This window comes from Streptomyces sp. NPDC085946, from assembly GCF_044540485.1.
GTDB lineage: Bacteria > Actinomycetota > Actinomycetes > Streptomycetales > Streptomycetaceae > Streptomyces.
Genome location: NZ_JBITSF010000005.1, coordinates 122,402 through 137,996 on the forward strand (window position 1 = coordinate 122,402; position 15,595 = coordinate 137,996).

Annotated in this window: 13 protein-coding genes; 7 read left to right on the top strand and 6 right to left on the bottom strand. The window is 73.5% G+C overall.

Translation table 11 applies throughout. The features are described 5' to 3' along the window. Positions 1-72: 72 nt before the first annotated feature. Positions 73-945 (top strand): hypothetical protein, encoded by an 873-nt coding sequence (locus tag ACIF8T_RS12815; protein ID WP_400034164.1) that lies wholly within the window; start codon positions 73-75, stop codon positions 943-945. Positions 946-1,000: 55 nt separating this feature from the next. Here the strand turns inward: ACIF8T_RS12815 and ACIF8T_RS12820 are convergent, their stop codons facing one another. Then, positions 1,001-3,400 (bottom strand): HAD-IC family P-type ATPase, encoded by a 2,400-nt coding sequence (locus ACIF8T_RS12820; protein WP_400034166.1) that lies wholly within the window; start codon positions 3,398-3,400, stop codon positions 1,001-1,003. A gap of 105 nt (positions 3,401-3,505) precedes the next feature. Further along, on the bottom strand, positions 3,506-3,793 hold the full coding sequence (locus ACIF8T_RS12825) for a DUF2530 domain-containing protein (protein ID WP_400034168.1): 288 nt from the start codon (positions 3,791-3,793) through the stop codon (positions 3,506-3,508). Between the two features lie 152 nt (positions 3,794-3,945). Here ACIF8T_RS12825 and ACIF8T_RS12830 point away from each other — a divergent pair, with 152 nt between their 5' ends. Then, positions 3,946-5,397, top strand: a complete 1,452-nt coding sequence (locus ACIF8T_RS12830; protein WP_400034170.1) for an NCS2 family permease — start codon at positions 3,946-3,948, stop codon at positions 5,395-5,397. 28 nt (positions 5,398-5,425) lie between these two features. Here the strand turns inward: ACIF8T_RS12830 and ACIF8T_RS12835 are convergent, their stop codons facing one another. Beyond that, positions 5,426-5,608 carry a ribbon-helix-helix protein, CopG family gene (locus ACIF8T_RS12835; RefSeq protein ID WP_400034172.1) on the bottom strand — a complete coding sequence of 61 codons (183 nt, stop codon included), beginning with the start codon at positions 5,606-5,608 and terminating at the stop codon, positions 5,426-5,428. A 157-nt stretch (positions 5,609-5,765) separates the two neighbouring features. Between ACIF8T_RS12835 and ACIF8T_RS12840 the strand changes: the two genes are divergently transcribed. The 3 genes from ACIF8T_RS12840 to thpR are packed head-to-tail and all read left to right on the top strand — an operon-like array spanning position 5,766 to position 8,211. Then, on the top strand, positions 5,766-6,203 hold the full coding sequence (locus ACIF8T_RS12840; protein WP_400034174.1) for a MarR family winged helix-turn-helix transcriptional regulator: 438 nt from the start codon (positions 5,766-5,768) through the stop codon (positions 6,201-6,203). 27 nt (positions 6,204-6,230) lie between these two features. Next, positions 6,231-7,598 (top strand): MFS transporter, encoded by a 1,368-nt coding sequence (locus tag ACIF8T_RS12845; protein WP_400034176.1) that lies wholly within the window; start codon positions 6,231-6,233, stop codon positions 7,596-7,598. A 40-nt stretch (positions 7,599-7,638) separates the two neighbouring features. Then, entirely contained in the window at positions 7,639-8,211 is a 573-nt protein-coding gene (gene thpR, locus ACIF8T_RS12850; RefSeq protein WP_400034178.1) for an RNA 2',3'-cyclic phosphodiesterase, read from the top strand. Between the two features lie 152 nt (positions 8,212-8,363). On the opposite strand, the gene ACIF8T_RS12855 is transcribed toward thpR, so the two are convergent. Beyond that, complete coding sequence (locus tag ACIF8T_RS12855; protein WP_400034180.1) at positions 8,364-9,359, bottom strand: aldo/keto reductase; 996 nt, start codon at positions 9,357-9,359, stop codon at positions 8,364-8,366. Between the two features lie 100 nt (positions 9,360-9,459). Continuing rightward, positions 9,460-10,134 carry an SGNH/GDSL hydrolase family protein gene (locus tag ACIF8T_RS12860; protein WP_400034182.1) on the bottom strand — a complete coding sequence of 225 codons (675 nt, stop codon included), beginning with the start codon at positions 10,132-10,134 and terminating at the stop codon, positions 9,460-9,462. 107 nt (positions 10,135-10,241) lie between these two features. Between ACIF8T_RS12860 and ACIF8T_RS12865 the strand changes: the two genes are divergently transcribed. Further along, complete coding sequence (locus ACIF8T_RS12865; RefSeq protein ID WP_400034184.1) at positions 10,242-11,213, top strand: WD40 repeat domain-containing protein; 972 nt, start codon at positions 10,242-10,244, stop codon at positions 11,211-11,213. A 96-nt stretch (positions 11,214-11,309) separates the two neighbouring features. Here ACIF8T_RS12865 and serC read toward each other — a convergent pair whose 3' ends face one another. Beyond that, positions 11,310-12,428 carry a phosphoserine transaminase gene (serC, locus tag ACIF8T_RS12870; RefSeq protein ID WP_400034186.1) on the bottom strand — a complete coding sequence of 373 codons (1,119 nt, stop codon included), beginning with the start codon at positions 12,426-12,428 and terminating at the stop codon, positions 11,310-11,312. Positions 12,429-12,604: 176 nt separating this feature from the next. Here serC and ACIF8T_RS12875 point away from each other — a divergent pair, with 176 nt between their 5' ends. Continuing rightward, entirely contained in the window at positions 12,605-15,514 is a 2,910-nt protein-coding gene (locus ACIF8T_RS12875) for an FAD-binding and (Fe-S)-binding domain-containing protein (protein WP_400034188.1), read from the top strand. Positions 15,515-15,595: the final 81 nt, after the last annotated feature.

Below are 15,595 nucleotides of genomic sequence, written 5' to 3' on the forward strand. Positions count from 1 at the left end.
CTTGGGTCCCGTGCGGACGACGAGCCGTAGGGAACGACCAGCACGGGACCCCTTTCTCCACGTGGGGATCGCATGCGCATACGAGCCACCGTGGCCGCCGTCACCGGCGCCCTGGCCCTCTCCGCCCTCGCCGTTCCGGCTGCCCAGGCCGGCGAGGCGCCGACGTACCGCGAGAGCGCCGCCGCGGCTTTCGCCGCCGCCCACGGCACGTCGGACAAGGCCGCGTTCAGCACCGCCGCCGCTGCCGAGATGGACATCACGTTCTCCAACTTCAAGATCGCCCAGGCGGTCAAGGTCGGCACGACCAACAAGGTCTCCACCACGGTCACCTACACGCTGACCCACGGCGCGGACGTCGACATCCACTCCGAGGACTTCGCCACGGGTCCGTACATCTACCGCGGCGCGTTCGACACGCCGGACAACATGCTGTTCGGCGACTACGCGGCCACCTGCACCGACACCTCGGCGACCACCGCCACCTGCAAGGGCAACATCGACGTCTACCCGGCGGACGGGGAGCTGCTGAACGCCCACGCCGGCACCTGGAAGGGCGGCGCGCTCGCCCTCGACTACGTGACCGGCGACTACGCCGACCAAGGCGGCCTCGGCACCACCCTGGTCCAGCGCTACTCCAAGCTGACGGTCAACGCCTCGCCGGAGCCGGTCGTCAAGGGCAAGACCATCACCGTCACGGGCAAGCTCTCCCGGGCCAACTGGGAGACCTTCAAGTACGCGGGCTACACCAACCAGCCCGTGAAGCTCCAGTTCCGCAAGAAGGACTCCAGCACCTACACGACGCTGAAGACCATCACGTCGAACTCCACGGGCGAGCTGAAGACCACCGTCACCGCCTCCGTCGACGGCTACTTCCGCTGGTCCTTCGCGGGCACCACGACCACCCCGGCGGTCAACGCCACGGGTGACTTCGTCGACGTGCAGTAGGACACCCCGTGACCGCGCGGCTCCCCGCGCCCCGAGCCAGGGGCGCGGGGAGCCGCTAGGCGGGCACGCGGCGGTCGACCCTCCTCCACAGGAGCTCCAGGGCGGCCGCCGCGACCACGGCGATGCCGACCGCGACCCACGGCATCGTCACGCCCACCAGCTTCAGCGCGAAGAACTCCTGGAGCCACGGCACGGCCAGCACCAGCAGGAACGCGCCGCCCATCGCCGCCACCAGCGCGATCCGCCACCAGGTGTAGGGGCGGGCGATGATCGCCAGGACCCACATCGAGATCAGGAACAGCGTGAGCGTCGCGGCACTGGTCTCCGCGTCCAGCGCACCGGCGCCCGTGTAGTGCCGACGGGCGATCAGGTAGGTCGCGAAGGTCGCCACCGCGGCCAGCACCCCGCCGGGGATCGCGTACCGCATCACGCGCCGCACGAAGTGCGGCCGCGCCCGTTCCCGGTTCGGGGCCAGGGCGAGGAAGAACGCCGGGACGCCGATGGTGAGCGTCGACAGCAGCGTCAGGTGGCGCGGCAGGAACGGGTACTCGACCTGCCAGCACACCACCAGGATCGCCAGCAGCACCGAGTAGACCGTCTTGACCAGGAACAGGGTCGCGACCCGGGTGATGTTGCCGATGACCCGGCGGCCCTCCGCCACCACCGACGGCAGGGTGGCGAAGCTGTTGTCCAGCAGCACGATCTGCGCGACCGCCCGGGTGGCCTCCGAGCCCGAGCCCATCGCCACGCCGATGTCGGCGTCCTTCAGGGCGAGGACGTCGTTCACGCCGTCGCCGGTCATCGCGACCGTGTGCCCGTGGGCCTGCAGGGCGCCCACCATCTCCCGCTTCTGCTGCGGGGTGACCCGCCCGAACACCGTGCCGCCGTCCAGCGCCCGCGCCATGCCGTCCCGGTCGGCGGGCAGCCGGCGCGCGTCGACGGCGGTGCCGCTCAGGCCCAGTTTGGCGGCGACCGCGCCGACCGACACCGCGTTGTCGCCGGAGAGGACCTTGGCGCTGACGTCCTGCTCGGCGAAGTAGCGCAGGGTGTCGGCGGCGTCCGGCCGCAGCCGCTGCTCCAGGACGACCAGGGCGGTGGGCTTCACCCCGCTCGCCGCCTCCGGGTCGTCGAGCTCCCGCTCGGCCCGGGCGAGCAGCAGCACCCGCAGGCCCTGCTCGTTCATCCGGACGGTCTCGGCGAGGGCCGGGTCGTCCTCGGGCAGCAGCACGTCGGGCGCCCCCAGCAGCCAGGTGCCGGAGCCGCCGTCGGCCTCGTCGAAGGAGGCCCCGCTGTACTTGCGCGCGGAGGAGAACGGCAGGGCCGCGGTGCACCGCCAGTCCGCGGGGGCCGGACAGGCGTCGGCGATCGCCTTCAGGGAGGCGTTGGGCCGCGGGTCGGACGTGCCGAGGGCGCCGAGCACCTGGCGGACGTACGCCTCGTCCGCGCCGTCCAGGGCCCGCAGCCCGGTGACGTCCATGCCGCCCTCGGTGAGGGTGCCGGTCTTGTCGAGGCAGACGGTGTCGACGCGGGCGAGGCCCTCGATGGCGGGGAGCTCCTGGACCAGGCACTGCTTGCGGCCGAGCCGGATCACGCCGATCGCGAAGGCGACGGAGGTCAGGAGCACCAGCCCCTCCGGGACCATGGGGACGATGCCGCCGACGGTCCGGGCGACGGAGTCCCCCAGGTCGTCGTCCTCCACCACCAGCTGGCTGACGATCAGGCCGATCGCGGTCGGGACCATCATCCACGTCACGTACTTGAGGATCGTGGAGATGCCCGAGCGCAGCTCGGAGTGGACGAGGGTGAAGCGGGAGGCCTCCTCGGCGAGCTGCGCGGCGTACGCCTCGCGGCCGACCTTGGTGGCCCGGAAGGCGCCGCCGCCCGCGACGACGAAGCTGCCGGAGAGCACCGGGTCGCCGGGGTGCTTGACGACCGGGTCCGCCTCGCCGGTGAGCAGCGACTCGTCGATCTCCAGCCCGTCGGCCTCGACGCAGACGCCGTCGACCACGGCCTTGTCCCCGGGGCCGATCTCCAGGACGTCGTCGAGCACGATCTCGGAGGTGCCGACCTCGGCGGCGGCCCCGTCCCGGCGCACGGTGGGCCGCACCTCGCCGATCAGCGCGAGCGAGTCGAGGGTCTTCTTCGCCCGCCACTCCTGGACGATGCCGATGCCGGTGTTGGCGAGGATGACGAAGCCGAACAGGCCGTCCTGGATCGGGGCGACCACCAGCATGATCAGCCACAGCACGCCGATGATCGCGTTGAAGCGGGTGAGGACGTTGGCGCGGACGATGTCGACGACGGACCGGCTGCTGCGCACCGGCACGTCGTTGACCTGCCCGCGCGCCACCCGCTCGGCCACCTCCGAGGCCGTCAGGCCGGTCACGGACGGGGCGGCCGCGGCGGCGCGCGCGGGGCCGGCGTGGGCACTGGCGTCCGCGTCGGGATGCGTCATGCCTTCGACGGTACGTGCGCGGGAGGGCGTTCACCCGCCGGCCGTCGGGAAGATCCGACCTGGGGAGGACGGGCGCCGTCGCGTGTCGTGCCGTGGGCGGAGGACCTATTCGGCCGTGGGCGCCGCTTCCCGCCGCGCCGCTTCCCGCTGCGCCGCCGCCCGCTTGAGGGCCGCGTCCCGCCTGCGGACGTACCAGACGCCGATGAGGCCGAGGCCGCCGCCCGCCAGGCAGGTCCACACCCACCAGGTGGTGCCGCGGTCGTCGAACCAGCCGTAGAACGGCAGCTGCGCGAGGAAGAGGACGAACCAGAGGATGGTGCCGCCGGTGATGGTGGCGACCACGGGCCCCTCCAGGGGCTCCGGCGCCTCGTGCCTGGGTGTCCACTTCGCCATGCGCACAGCTTACGAGGCACTCCGTTCTACGCGCGGAGATGGCGTTTGCCGAGACGTATGTTCATACTGAAACCGTTTGTCTCTGACCGCTTTCATTCGTAGGAAACACCAAAGGGCATCGGGGGGCGCCCATGGTGATGAGGTCTCCGCACATGTCCACCTCGGCCACCGCCCAGGTTCCCGCCCCCGAGCAGCCGGGCGGCCGCCCCGCGTACGGCGCCCTCGACCGCTACTTCAAGATCTCCGAGCGGGGCAGCACGCTCGCCCGTGAGGTCCGCGGCGGTTTCGCCACCTTCTTCGCGATGGCCTACATCATCGTGCTGAACCCGATCATCCTCGGCAGCGCCAAGGACATGTACGGGCACCAGCTCGACAACGGCCAGCTGGTGACCGCGACCGCGCTGGCGGCGGCGTTCACCACCCTCCTGATGGGCGTCATCGGCAACGTGCCGATCGCGCTGGCCGCCGGCCTCGGCGTGAACTCGGTCGTCGCCCTCCAGCTCGCCCCGCGGATGTCCTGGGCGGACGCCATGGGCATGGTGGTGCTGGCCGGCTTCGTGGTCATGCTGCTGGTCGCCACCGGTCTGCGCGAGCGCGTGATGAACGCCGTGCCCTACGGGCTGCGCAAGGCCATCGCCATCGGCATCGGCCTGTTCATCATGCTGATCGGCCTGGTCGACGCCGGGTTCGTGACCCGGATGCCGGACGCCGCCCAGACCACCGTGCCGCTCCAGCTCGGCACCGGCGGTCACCTGCTCGGCTGGCCCGTGCTGGTCTTCGTCCTCGGCGTGCTGCTCACGCTGGCGCTGATCGTGCGCCGGGTGTCCGGCGCGATCCTCATCTCCATCGTCGCGATGACCGCCCTCGCGGTCGTGATCGACGCGGTCGCCACCGTGCCGTCCTGGGGCCTGACGACCCCGAAGTGGCCCGGCAACCCGGTCTCCACCCCCGACTTCGGCCTGATCGGCGAGGTCAGCCTGTTCGGCGGCTTCGCCAAGGTCGGCGTGCTCAGCGGCGTCCTGTTCGTCTTCACCGTGCTGCTGTCCTGCTTCTTCGACGCCATGGGCACGATCATGGGCGTCTCCGACGAGGCCAGGCTGACCGACGCCCAGGGGCAGATGCCCGGCATCAACAAGGTGCTCTTCGTCGACGGCATCGCGGTCGCCGCGGGCGGCGCCAGCTCCTCCTCGGCCACCACCTGCTTCGTGGAGTCCACGGCCGGCGTCGGCGAGGGCGCCCGCACCGGCTTCGCGAACGTGGTCACCGGCGCGCTGTTCGCCGTCGCCCTGTTCCTCACGCCGGTCGCCACCATGGTCCCGTCGCAGGCCGCCACCCCCGCCCTGGTCGCGGTCGGCTTCCTGATCCTGGCGGGCTCGGTCAAGGAGATCGACTGGGCCGACCACACGATCGCCGTGCCGGCCTTCGTGACGATGCTGGTCATGCCGTTCACCTACTCGATCACCAACGGCATCGGCATGGGCTTCATCACCTTCACGGTGCTGCGCCTGGCGGCCGGCCGGGGCCGCGAGGTGCCGGCGGCGATGTACGTGGTGTCGGCGGTGTTCGCCTTCTACTACCTGATGCCGGCCCTGGGCCTGACCTGAGCGTGACGGCGTCCCGTGGCCCCCGCGGTCACGGGACGCCGTAGAACCGCTCCGTCTCCTCGACGGCGGCCTGGAACCGCGCGTCGAAGTCATCGCGCACGAGCGTCCGGACGACATAGTCCTGGACGCTCATTCCTCTTTTCGCGGCCTGCTCCCGGAGCCGTTCGAGCAGGTCGCGGTCGATGCGCAGGCTGAGCACGTCGGTCCCCATGGCCACGAGGGTCGCGGTACTCCCACGGGCGGTGTGCGACGTTCGGCCGCTGGGTCACTCGTACGAGTGACGTGGTGGGGATTCAGTGGCCGGTGTCACGGGCAGGGACGCGCGCTCCGATTGGTCTTTAGCGAGGGTAATGAGTTATGCTAAAGACATGTCGGACCTCAGCCATGGCGACGACGCTGCCGCCGTGAACTCCCTCCGCTCCGCCGTGATGCGCCTCTCCCGCCGGCTCAAGCACCAGCGGGTCGACGAGTCGCTCAGCCCCACCGAGATGTCGGTGCTCGGCACCCTCTCGCTGTGCGGCCGGGCCACCCCGGGCGAGCTCGCCCGCAAGGAGCACGTCCAGCCGCCGTCGATGACCCGCATCGTGGCCCTGCTGGAGGCCAAGGGCCTGGTCCGGCTGGAGCCGCACCCGGACGACCGGCGCCAGAAGGTCGTCACGCGCACCGAGCGGGCCGAGGTCATGCTCGAGGAGAGCCGCCGCAAGCGGAACGCGTTCCTGGCCACGCTGGTCGAGGGACTCGACGAGGACGAGTGGGCGAAACTGCGCGCCGCCGCCCCCGTGCTGGAGAAGCTCGCACATCTGTAAGCAGGCATGACAAGGAGGCGAACCCTTTTGAGTACGGGACCCGGAGCAGCTTCCGCCCCCGCACCTACTCCCCACGACTCCCCGGCCGATCCGCTGCGCAGGCCCTCCCGCGCGTCCTCGACGTTCTCCTCGCTGAGGATCAGGAACTACCGCCTGTTCTTCCTCGGCCAGGTCGTCTCCAACATCGGCACCTGGATGCAGCGCATCGCCCAGGACTGGCTGGTGCTCAGCCTCACCGGCTCCTCGGCGGCCGTCGGCATCACGACGGCCCTGCAGTTCCTGCCGATGCTGCTCTTCGGCCTCTACGGCGGCGTCCTCGTCGACCGGCTGCGCAAGCGGCCCACGCTGCTCGTCACGCAGACGGCGATGGCCCTGACCGCGCTCGCCCTGGCCGCCCTGACCCTGACCGGCCACGTCCAGGTCTGGCACGTGTACGTCGCCGCCTTCGCCGTCGGCCTCGCCACGGTCGTGGACAACCCGGCCCGGCAGTCGTTCGTCTCCGAGCTGGTCGGGCCCGGCCAGCTGCAGAACGCGGTCAGCCTGAACTCGGCGAACTTCCAGTCCGCCCGCCTGGTCGGCCCCGCCGTCGCGGGCCTGCTGATCACCGGCGTGGGCACCGGCTGGGCGTTCCTGCTCAACGGCCTGTCCTTCGTCGCGCCGCTGACCGGCCTGCTGCTGATGCGCGCCCGCGAGCTGCACACCGTCGAGCGCGCCCCGCGCGGCAAGGGACAGCTGCGCGAGGGCCTGCGCTACGTCGCCGGGCGCCCGGACCTGATCTGGCCGATCGTCCTGGTCGGCTTCGTCGGCACGTTCGCGTTCAACTTCCCCGTCTACCTGTCGGCCTTCGCGGACGACGTGTTCGACGCGGGCGCGGGCGCCTACAGCATGTTCAACACGCTGATGGCGGTCGGCTCGGTCGCGGGCGCCCTGCTCGCCGCCCGGCGCGCGGCCCCGCGGCTGCGGCTGCTGACCGGCGCGGCGCTGGTGTTCGGCACGCTGGAGATCGTGACGGCCGCCAGCCCGGCGCTGTGGATGTTCGCGCTGCTGATGGTCCCGCTGGGCCTGTTCGGCATGACGGTCAACGTCACCACGAACACCAGCATCCAGATGGCCACCGACCCGGCCATGCGCGGCCGTGTCATGGCGCTGTACATGATGGTCTTCCTCGGCGGCTCGCCGGTCGGCGCCCCGGTCGTCGGCTGGATCACCGACACCTACGGCGCCCGGGTCGGACTCGCGGCCGGCGGAGCGGTCGCGGCCGTCGCGGCGGTGGTGATCGGCCTGATCCTGGCCCGCGTCGGCAACCTGCGGCTGTCCGTCGGCTGGCACCGCGGCCACCCGCGCGTGCGCTTCGTGCCGCGCGAGAGGCGCGAGGAGCTGACGGCGGCGGCGTGAGGACGCCCCGCCGCGGGCGGCCGTCTGGAACAGTGACGGCATGAGACTGTTCGTCGCCGTCCTGCCGCCCGACGAGGTGACCCGGGAGCTCGCCGCCGAGGTCGCCGAACTGAGGAAGCTGCCCGGCGCGGCGGGGCTGCGCTGGACCGGCCGCCCCGGCTGGCACTTCACCCTGGCGTTCTACGGGGAGGTCGACGACGGCCTCGTACCGGAGCTGTCGGCCCGCCTGGAGCGGGTCGCCCGGCGCACGGACCCCTTCCCGCTGGCGCTGCGCGGCGGCGGGCAGTTCGGCCGCGGACGGGCGCTGTGGACCGGGGCTGAGGGCGACCTGCGCACCCTGCGGCTGCTGGCCGACCGGTGCGAGGCGGCGGCGCGCAAGGCGGGCGTGCCGATGGGGGAGCACCGCCGCTACCAGGCCCACCTGACGGTGGCCCGCAGCCGCGCGGCGGCCGACGTCCGGCCGTACGTGGCGGCCCTGGGCGCGTTCACCGGCCGGACCTGGACCGTGGCGGAGCTGGTCCTGGTCCGCAGCAACCTGCCGACGTCCGGGGTGGCGGGCGAGCAGCCCCGCTACGAGGCGGTCGCCCGCTGGAACCTCGGCGCGTCCGGTTAACCTCGATGCCGTGGACCCGAAAACCCGGAACCGGATCATGGCCGGTGCGCTCGTGCTGATGTTCGTCGTGGTGGCCGTGGCGGCGGCCGTCGGAAAGTAGCCGCCGCCGCGGCCCGGCACGGCCGGTCACCGGCCTCCGGGCCGCCGGCCGGTCACCAGGCGAACGCCTCCGGGGAGGGCCCCGGGCCGGGGAAGATCTCCTCCAGCCCGGCCAGCAGCTCCTCCGGCAGCTCCAGCTCGACCGCGCGCAGGGCGGAGGCGAGCTGCTCGGCGGTGCGCGGGCCGACGATCGGCCCGGTCACGCCGGGACGGGTGAGCAGCCAGGCCAGCGCGGCCTCGCCCGGCTCCACGCCGTGCTTGTCGAGCAGGTCCTCGTACGCCTGGATGCGGTCGCGGGTGCGCGGGTCGGCGAGGGCGTCGGCGGCCCGGCCGGAGGCGCGGCGGCCGCCCTGGACCTCCTTCTTCAGCACGCCGCCCAGCAGACCGCCCTGGAGCGGCGACCAGGGGATGACGCCGAGTCCGTACTCCTGCGCGGCCGGGATGACCTCCATCTCGGCGCGGCGCTCGGCGAGGTTGTACAGGCACTGCTCGCTGACCAGGCCGATGGTGCCGCCGCGCCGGGCGGCGAGCTCGTTGGCCTGGGCGATCTTGTAGCCGGGGAAGTTGGAGGACCCGACGTAGAGGATCTTGCCCTGCTGCACGAGGACGTCGATCGCCTGCCAGATCTCCTCGAACGGAGTGCTGCGGTCGATGTGGTGGAACTGGTACAGGTCGATGTAGTCCGTCCGCAGCCGCTTCAGCGACGCGTCGACCGCGCGCCGGATGTTGAGGGCGGAGAGCCGGTCGTGGTTGGGCCAGACGGCGGCGCCGTCCGGGTCCATGTTCCCGTACACCTTGGTGGCCAGGACGGTCCTGTCGCGCCGTCCGCCGCCCTGGGCGAACCAGTTGCCGATGATGGTCTCGGTGCGGCCCTTGTTCTCGCCCCAGCCGTACACGTTGGCGGTGTCGAAGAAGTTGATGCCCGCGTCCAGCGCCGCGTCCATGATGGCGTGGCTGTCGGCCTCACCGGTCTGCGGACCGAAGTTCATGGTGCCGAGGACGAGGCGGCTGACCTTGAGTCCCGTGCGTCCGAGCTGTGTGTACTCCATGGTTCACAAGACAACGACGTGAAGTGGACTCCAGGCAAGCGCGCGCGGGCGCGGTGTCGGCCGCGGGGGAACCCGCCGGTCACCGGGCCGGCCCGGGCGGTCACGCCCCGTACGGCTCCCCGAGCCCCCAGCCCTGGTGCATCGCGTCCGCGAAGGCCGCCGCGATCTTGTGCTCGCCGCTCGCGTTGGGGTGGGTGCCGTCGTAGGTGTCGGTGTGGAGGTCGTACGCGGGGGGCGGGGAGGCCAGGAGCAGGGGCGAGGACGGGGTGTCGAGGTCGGCGGCCGTCTTCGCCAGGAGCTCGTTGAAGCGGTCCACCTCCGCCGCGAAGTCCGGCTCGGAGGCCGCCCGGACGTTCGGGACGACCGGCAGCACGACCATGCGCACCCGGGGCCGGGCCGCCCTGGCCCCGGCGACGAAGCCGCGCACGTTGTCCGCCGTCTGCTCGGCGTTGGTGTAGAAGCCCAGGTCGATCAGGCCCAGGGAGACCAGCAGCACGTCCGCCCGGGTGGCCCGCACGGCCTCGCCGATCAGCGGGGCCATGTGCTGCCAGCCCTCGCCCCAGCCGGCCAGGTGGGCGCGCGGGAAGTCCGGTTCGGCGTAGGCGTACGACGTGGGGGCGCCGGCCTGCTTGTCGTACAGGGTCTCGCGCGGGCCCACGAAGGTGAAGGGGCGCCCGTACGACCCGCACAGGTGCTGCCACAGCCGGTAGCGCCACGTGTGGTCGCCCGCGCTTCCGATCGTCATGGAGTCACCGACGGGCATGAACCTGAGCATCCGTTCATCATCGTGGATCACCGTGCCGGGCGGGGCGTGAGTCCGGTCACCCCGCCCGTGATCCGGTGCGCCCCCGTGAACCGCCGCGCGGGTGGCAGTCTTGGGTCATGCGCCGACCGTTCGCCTTCCTCGCCGCCGCGGCCCTCCTCACGGGCGCGTCCACCGGGCCCGCCTCCGCCGCCGACGGCGACGAGGGCTTCCAGGTCAGGGACCCGCGCATCACCGAGTCCAGCGGTCTGGCCGCCTCGCGCCTGCACCCCGGCGTCTACTGGACGCACAACGACAGCGACGACGGGCCGTACCTGTACGCCGTGGACGGCGCCACCGGCGAGACCGTCGCCCGGATCACCCTCACCGGCGTCGGCACCCCCCGCGACGTCGAGGCGATCTCCGTCGGCCCGGACAACCAGCTTTGGGTCGGCGACATCGGCGACAACGACGGCGTGGTCTGGGACCACGTGTGGATCTACCGGCTGCCCGAGCCCCGGCAGCTCAGGGACCGGACGGTCCGGGCCACCCAGTACGTCGTGAAGTACTCCGACGGGCCCCGCGACGCCGAGTCGCTCGTCGTGCACCCGCGGACCGGCCGCGTCTACCTCATCGACAAGCACGAGGAGGGCGGCCACCTGTACGAGGGGCCCGCCCGGCTCTCCGCCTCCGGCACCAACGTCTTCCGGCCCGTCGCCCCCGTGGACCTGTGGGCCACCGACGCCGCCTTCTCCCCCGACGGCGAACAGCTCGCCGTGCGCGGCTACTTCGGCGGCATCTGGTACGCGTGGAACGACGGGCGGATCCAGCGCGAGGGGCGGCTCGGCGTGCCCCTCCAGGCGCAGGGCGAGTCCGTCAGCTACTCCGCCGACGGCACCCGGATCCTGTACGGCAGCGAGGGCGCGGGCAGTTCCGTCGAGGCGCAGGACGCGCCCGGGGGCGGCGGCGAGGCGTCCTCGGACGGCGGGAGCCCGGGCGCGGCGGCCGACGGGGGCGACGGCTCCGGCGACGGCGTCAGGACCGGCGCCCTCGTGGCGGCCGCCGCCTGCGCGGCCCTGTTCGGGCTGCGGCGGCTGCGGCGGCGGGGGTGAGGAGCCCACCCTCCCCGGCGCGCCGGACGGCCCGGTGAACGCGCCAGGGGCGCCCGGCTGTTGCCGCCGGGCGCCCCTGGTCGTCGTACGGAGCGGTCAGAGCTTCTCGATCACGTAGTCGATGCACTTCGTCAGCGCCTCGACGTCCGCCGGGTCGATCGCCGGGAACATCGCGACGCGCAGCTGGTTGCGGCCGAGCTTGCGGTAGGGCTCGGTGTCGACGATGCCGTTGGCGCGCAGCACCTTGGCGACGGCGGCGGCGTCGACCTCGTCGGTGAAGTCGATCGTGCCGATGACCGCGGAGCGCTTGGCCGGGTCGGCGACGAACGGGTTGGCGAACTTCACGTCCTCCGCCCAGCCGTACAGCGTGCGCGCCGAGGTGGCCGTGCGGCGCACCGCCCAGTCCAGGCCGCCCTGGCCGTTGATCCACTCCAGCTGCTGGTTGAGCAGGAAGAGGGTGGCGAGGGCCGGGGTGTTGTACGTCTGGTTCTTGCGGGAGTTGTCGATCGCCGTCGGCAGTGAGAAGAACTCCGGGACGTGCCGGCCGGAGGCGTGGATCCGCTCGGCGCGCTCGATCGCGGCCGGGGAGAAGACGCCGATCCACAGGCCGCCGTCGGAGGCGAAGGACTTCTGCGGGGCGAAGTAGTAGACGTCGGTCTCGGCGATGTCGACGGGCAGGCCGCCGGCGCCGGAGGTGGCGTCCACCAGGACCAGCGAGCCGGCGTCCGCGCCCGCGACCCGCGCGATGGGCATGGCCACACCGGTGGAGGTCTCGTTGTGGGTGAACGCGTAGACGTCCGTGCCCGCCTCGGCCTCGGGCTCGGGGTGCGTGCCCGGGTCGGCGGTGATCACGGTGGGCTCGGCGAGCCAGGGGGCGAGCTTGGCGGCCTTGGCGAACTTGGAGGAGAACTCGCCGAAGCTGAGGTGCTGCGACTTGTTCTCGATCAGGCCGTGCGTCGCGACGTCCCAGAACGCGGTGGAGCCGCCGTTGCCGAGGATCACCTCGTAGCCGTCGGGAAGCTGGAACAGCTCGCGGATGCCCTCGCGCACCTGACCGACCAGGTTCTTGACGGGGGCCTGGCGGTGGGAGGTGCCCAGGAGGGACGCACCGGTGGCGGCGAGGGCGTCCAGCGCCTCCGTCCGCACCTTGGAGGGACCCGCACCGAAGCGTCCGTCGGCGGGCTTGATGTCAGCGGGAATCTGGATCTCGGCCACGGTGGGAGCGTAGCCGTTCCGGGAAACCTGGGCGAAACGTCGTCCGTCGGGTGAGACGGTGTCGCGGGGGCGAGCCCGGCCGTGCCGCGGGGGCGCGCCCGGGCCGTGTCCCGCCCCGCCGCGACGCGGGCCGGCACGGACCCGTGGCCGCGGCGGACCGCGGGCATCCTGGAGCCATGACGGATCTGACGGGTCGGGCGGGCCGGGCGGATGTCAGGGCCCTGGAGGCGGAACTGCGCGGGGCCGTGCGGGGCGAGGTGGGGTTCGACGCCGCCTCGCGGGCGCTGGTCACCATGGACGCCTCCAACTACCGGCGGGTGCCGGTGGGGGTCGTGGCGCCGCGGGACGCCGACGACGTGGCGGCCGTGCTGGAGGTGTGCCGGGCGCACGGCGTGCCGGTCGTGCCGCGGGGCGGCGGGACGTCGATCGCGGGCCAGGCGACCGGCACGGGCGTGGTGCTGGACTTCACGCGGCACATGGACCGGCTCGTGTCGCTGGACCCCGGGACGCGGACGGCCGTCGTCCAGCCGGGCCTGGTCCTGGACCGGCTCCAGGAGGCCGCCGCCCCGCACGGGCTGCGCTTCGGGCCGGACCCCGCCACGCACAGCCGGTGCACGCTCGGCGGGATGATCGGCAACAACTCCTGCGGCGCGCACTCGGTGGCGTGGGGCACGACCGCGGACAGCGTGCGGGAGCTGTCGGTGGTCACCGCGCGCGGCGAGCGGCTGCGGCCGGGCCGGGGGTGGACCGGGGCGCCGGAGGGCCTGCGGGCGCTGGCCGAGGGCGAGCTGGCGCGGCTGCGGACCGGGTTCCCGCAGCTGCCCCGCCGCATCTCCGGGTACCCGGTGGACGCCCTGCTGCCCGAGAACGGCGCCGACGTCGCCCGTTCGCTCTGTGGTTCGGAGGGCACGCTCGCCGTGCTGACGGAGGCGGTCCTCGACCTGGTCGAGGCGCCCCGGGCGCGGGCGCTGGCCGTGCTGGGGTACGCCGACGAGAACGCGGCGGCGGAGGCCGCGGCCGGGCTGCTGCCGTACCGCCCGCTGACCGTGGAGGGCATGGCCGCGGACCTGGTGCCGTCGGCGGCCCGGCTGCCGCGCGGCGGGGCCTGGCTGTTCGTGGAGACCGGCGGGGAGACGGCGGCGGAGGCACGCGCGCGGGCCGGGGCGATCGTGCGGGCCGCCGACGCGGTGGACGCCCGGGTGGTGACGGACCCCGCCGGGCAGCGGGCCCTGTGGCGGATCCGGGAGGACGCCGCCGGCACGGCGACCCGGATGCCGGACGGCAGCGAGGCCTGGCCCGGCTGGGAGGACTGCGCGGTGCCGCCCGCCCGGCTCGGCGCCTACCTGCGGGAGTTCCGCGCCCTGCTGGCCGCGCACGGCCTGCGGGGCGCGCCCTACGGGCACTTCGGGGACGGCTGCATCCACGTCCGCATCGACTTCGACCTGCTGACGCCGCCGGGGATCGCCCGGTTCCGGCGGTTCTCCGAGGAACTCGCCGAGCTGGTCGTGGCGCACGGCGGCTCCCTGTCCGGGGAGCACGGCGACGGGCAGGCGCGGGCGGAGCTGCTGCCGAAGATGTACGGCCCGGACATGGTCGCCCTCTTCGAGCGGGTGAAGGGCGTCTGGGACCCGGACGACCTGCTCAACCCCGGTGTGCTGGTGCGGCCCGCCCCGCTCGACGCCGGCCTGCGCTTCGCGGTCCTGCCGCGCCGTCCCGTCGACGTGGCCTTCGGCTACCCGTCCGACGGCGGCGACTTCCCGGCGGCGGTGCGGCGCTGCGTGGGCGTCGCCAAGTGCCGTACGGAGTCGGTGTCCGGGCCCGCCGTGATGTGCCCGTCCTTCCGGGTCACCGGCGAGGAGCGGCACTCCACGCGGGGGCGGGCCCGCCTGCTGCACGAGATGCTGGCGGGCGAGCTGGTGACCGGCGGCTGGCGCTCGACCGAGGTGCGGGACGCGCTGGACCTGTGCCTGTCCTGCAAGGGCTGCCGGTCGGACTGCCCGGTCGGTGTCGACATGGCCACCTACAAGGCGGAGTTCCTCCACCACCACTACGCGGGCCGCCGCCGTCCCGCCGCCCACTACGCGATGGGCCGGCTGCCGGAGTGGCTGGGCTGGGTGGCGCGCACCCGCACGGCGGCCCTGGCCAACGCGCTGGCCTCGGTGGGGCCGCTCGCGCGGGCGGCGAAACGGCTGGGCGGGATCGCGGCGCAGCGGGACCTGCCGCGGCTGCCGGCGCGGACCTTCACCGGCTGGTGGCGCGGGCGGCGGCCCCGGCCGGGCGACGGCGGCACCCTGGTCGTCCTGTGGCCCGACACCTTCACCGAGCACCTGTCCCCCTCGGTGGGGCGGGCGGCCGTACGGGTGCTGGAGGCGGCGGGGCTGCGGGTCGCGCTGCCGCCCACGCTGCGGATGCGCGGGCGCCCCGTCGGGGACGGCCGGACCCGGGCGGCGACCGCCCTGCTCGGCGCGCGCCGCGCCCGCGTCTGCTGCGGGCTGACGTACGTGTCGACGGGCCAGCTGGACCGGGCCCGCGCGGTCATGCGCCGCACGCTGGACCTGATGGCGCCGGTGCTCGACGCGGACGTGCCGGTCGTCGTCCTGGAGCCGAGCTGCGCCGCCGCCCTGCGCACCGACCTGCCCGAGCTGCTGCACGACGACCCGCGCGCGGCCCGCCTCGCCGCCCGGGTCCTGACCTTCGCGGAGACGCTGGAGCGCCACGCGCCCCACTGGCGGCCGCCCCGCGTGGACCGCCCGGTGGCCGGCCAGACCCACTGCCACCAGCACGCGGTCCTCGGCGACGCCGCCGACCGCCGGCTGCGCGCCGCCGCGGGCCTGGACGGCGAGCTGAGCGGCGGCTGCTGCGGCCTCGCGGGCAACTTCGGCTTCGAGCGGGGCCACTACGAGGTGTCGCGGGCCTGCGCCGAGGAGCAGGTGCTGCCCTCGGTGCGGGAGTCGCCGGAGGGCACGGTGGTCCTGGCGGACGGCTTCTCCTGCCGGACGCAGCTGGAGCAGCTGGCGGGGGTGCGCGCACGGCACCTGGCGGAGGTGCTGGCGGACGGGCTGGGGGAGGGCCGCGAGGGCACCTGACCGGCCCGGGGCGGGGAGCCGTCCGCCCGCTCCCGACAGAGCGTCATGCGGCGAAAGACCTCAATATGGGAGAAACCTCCC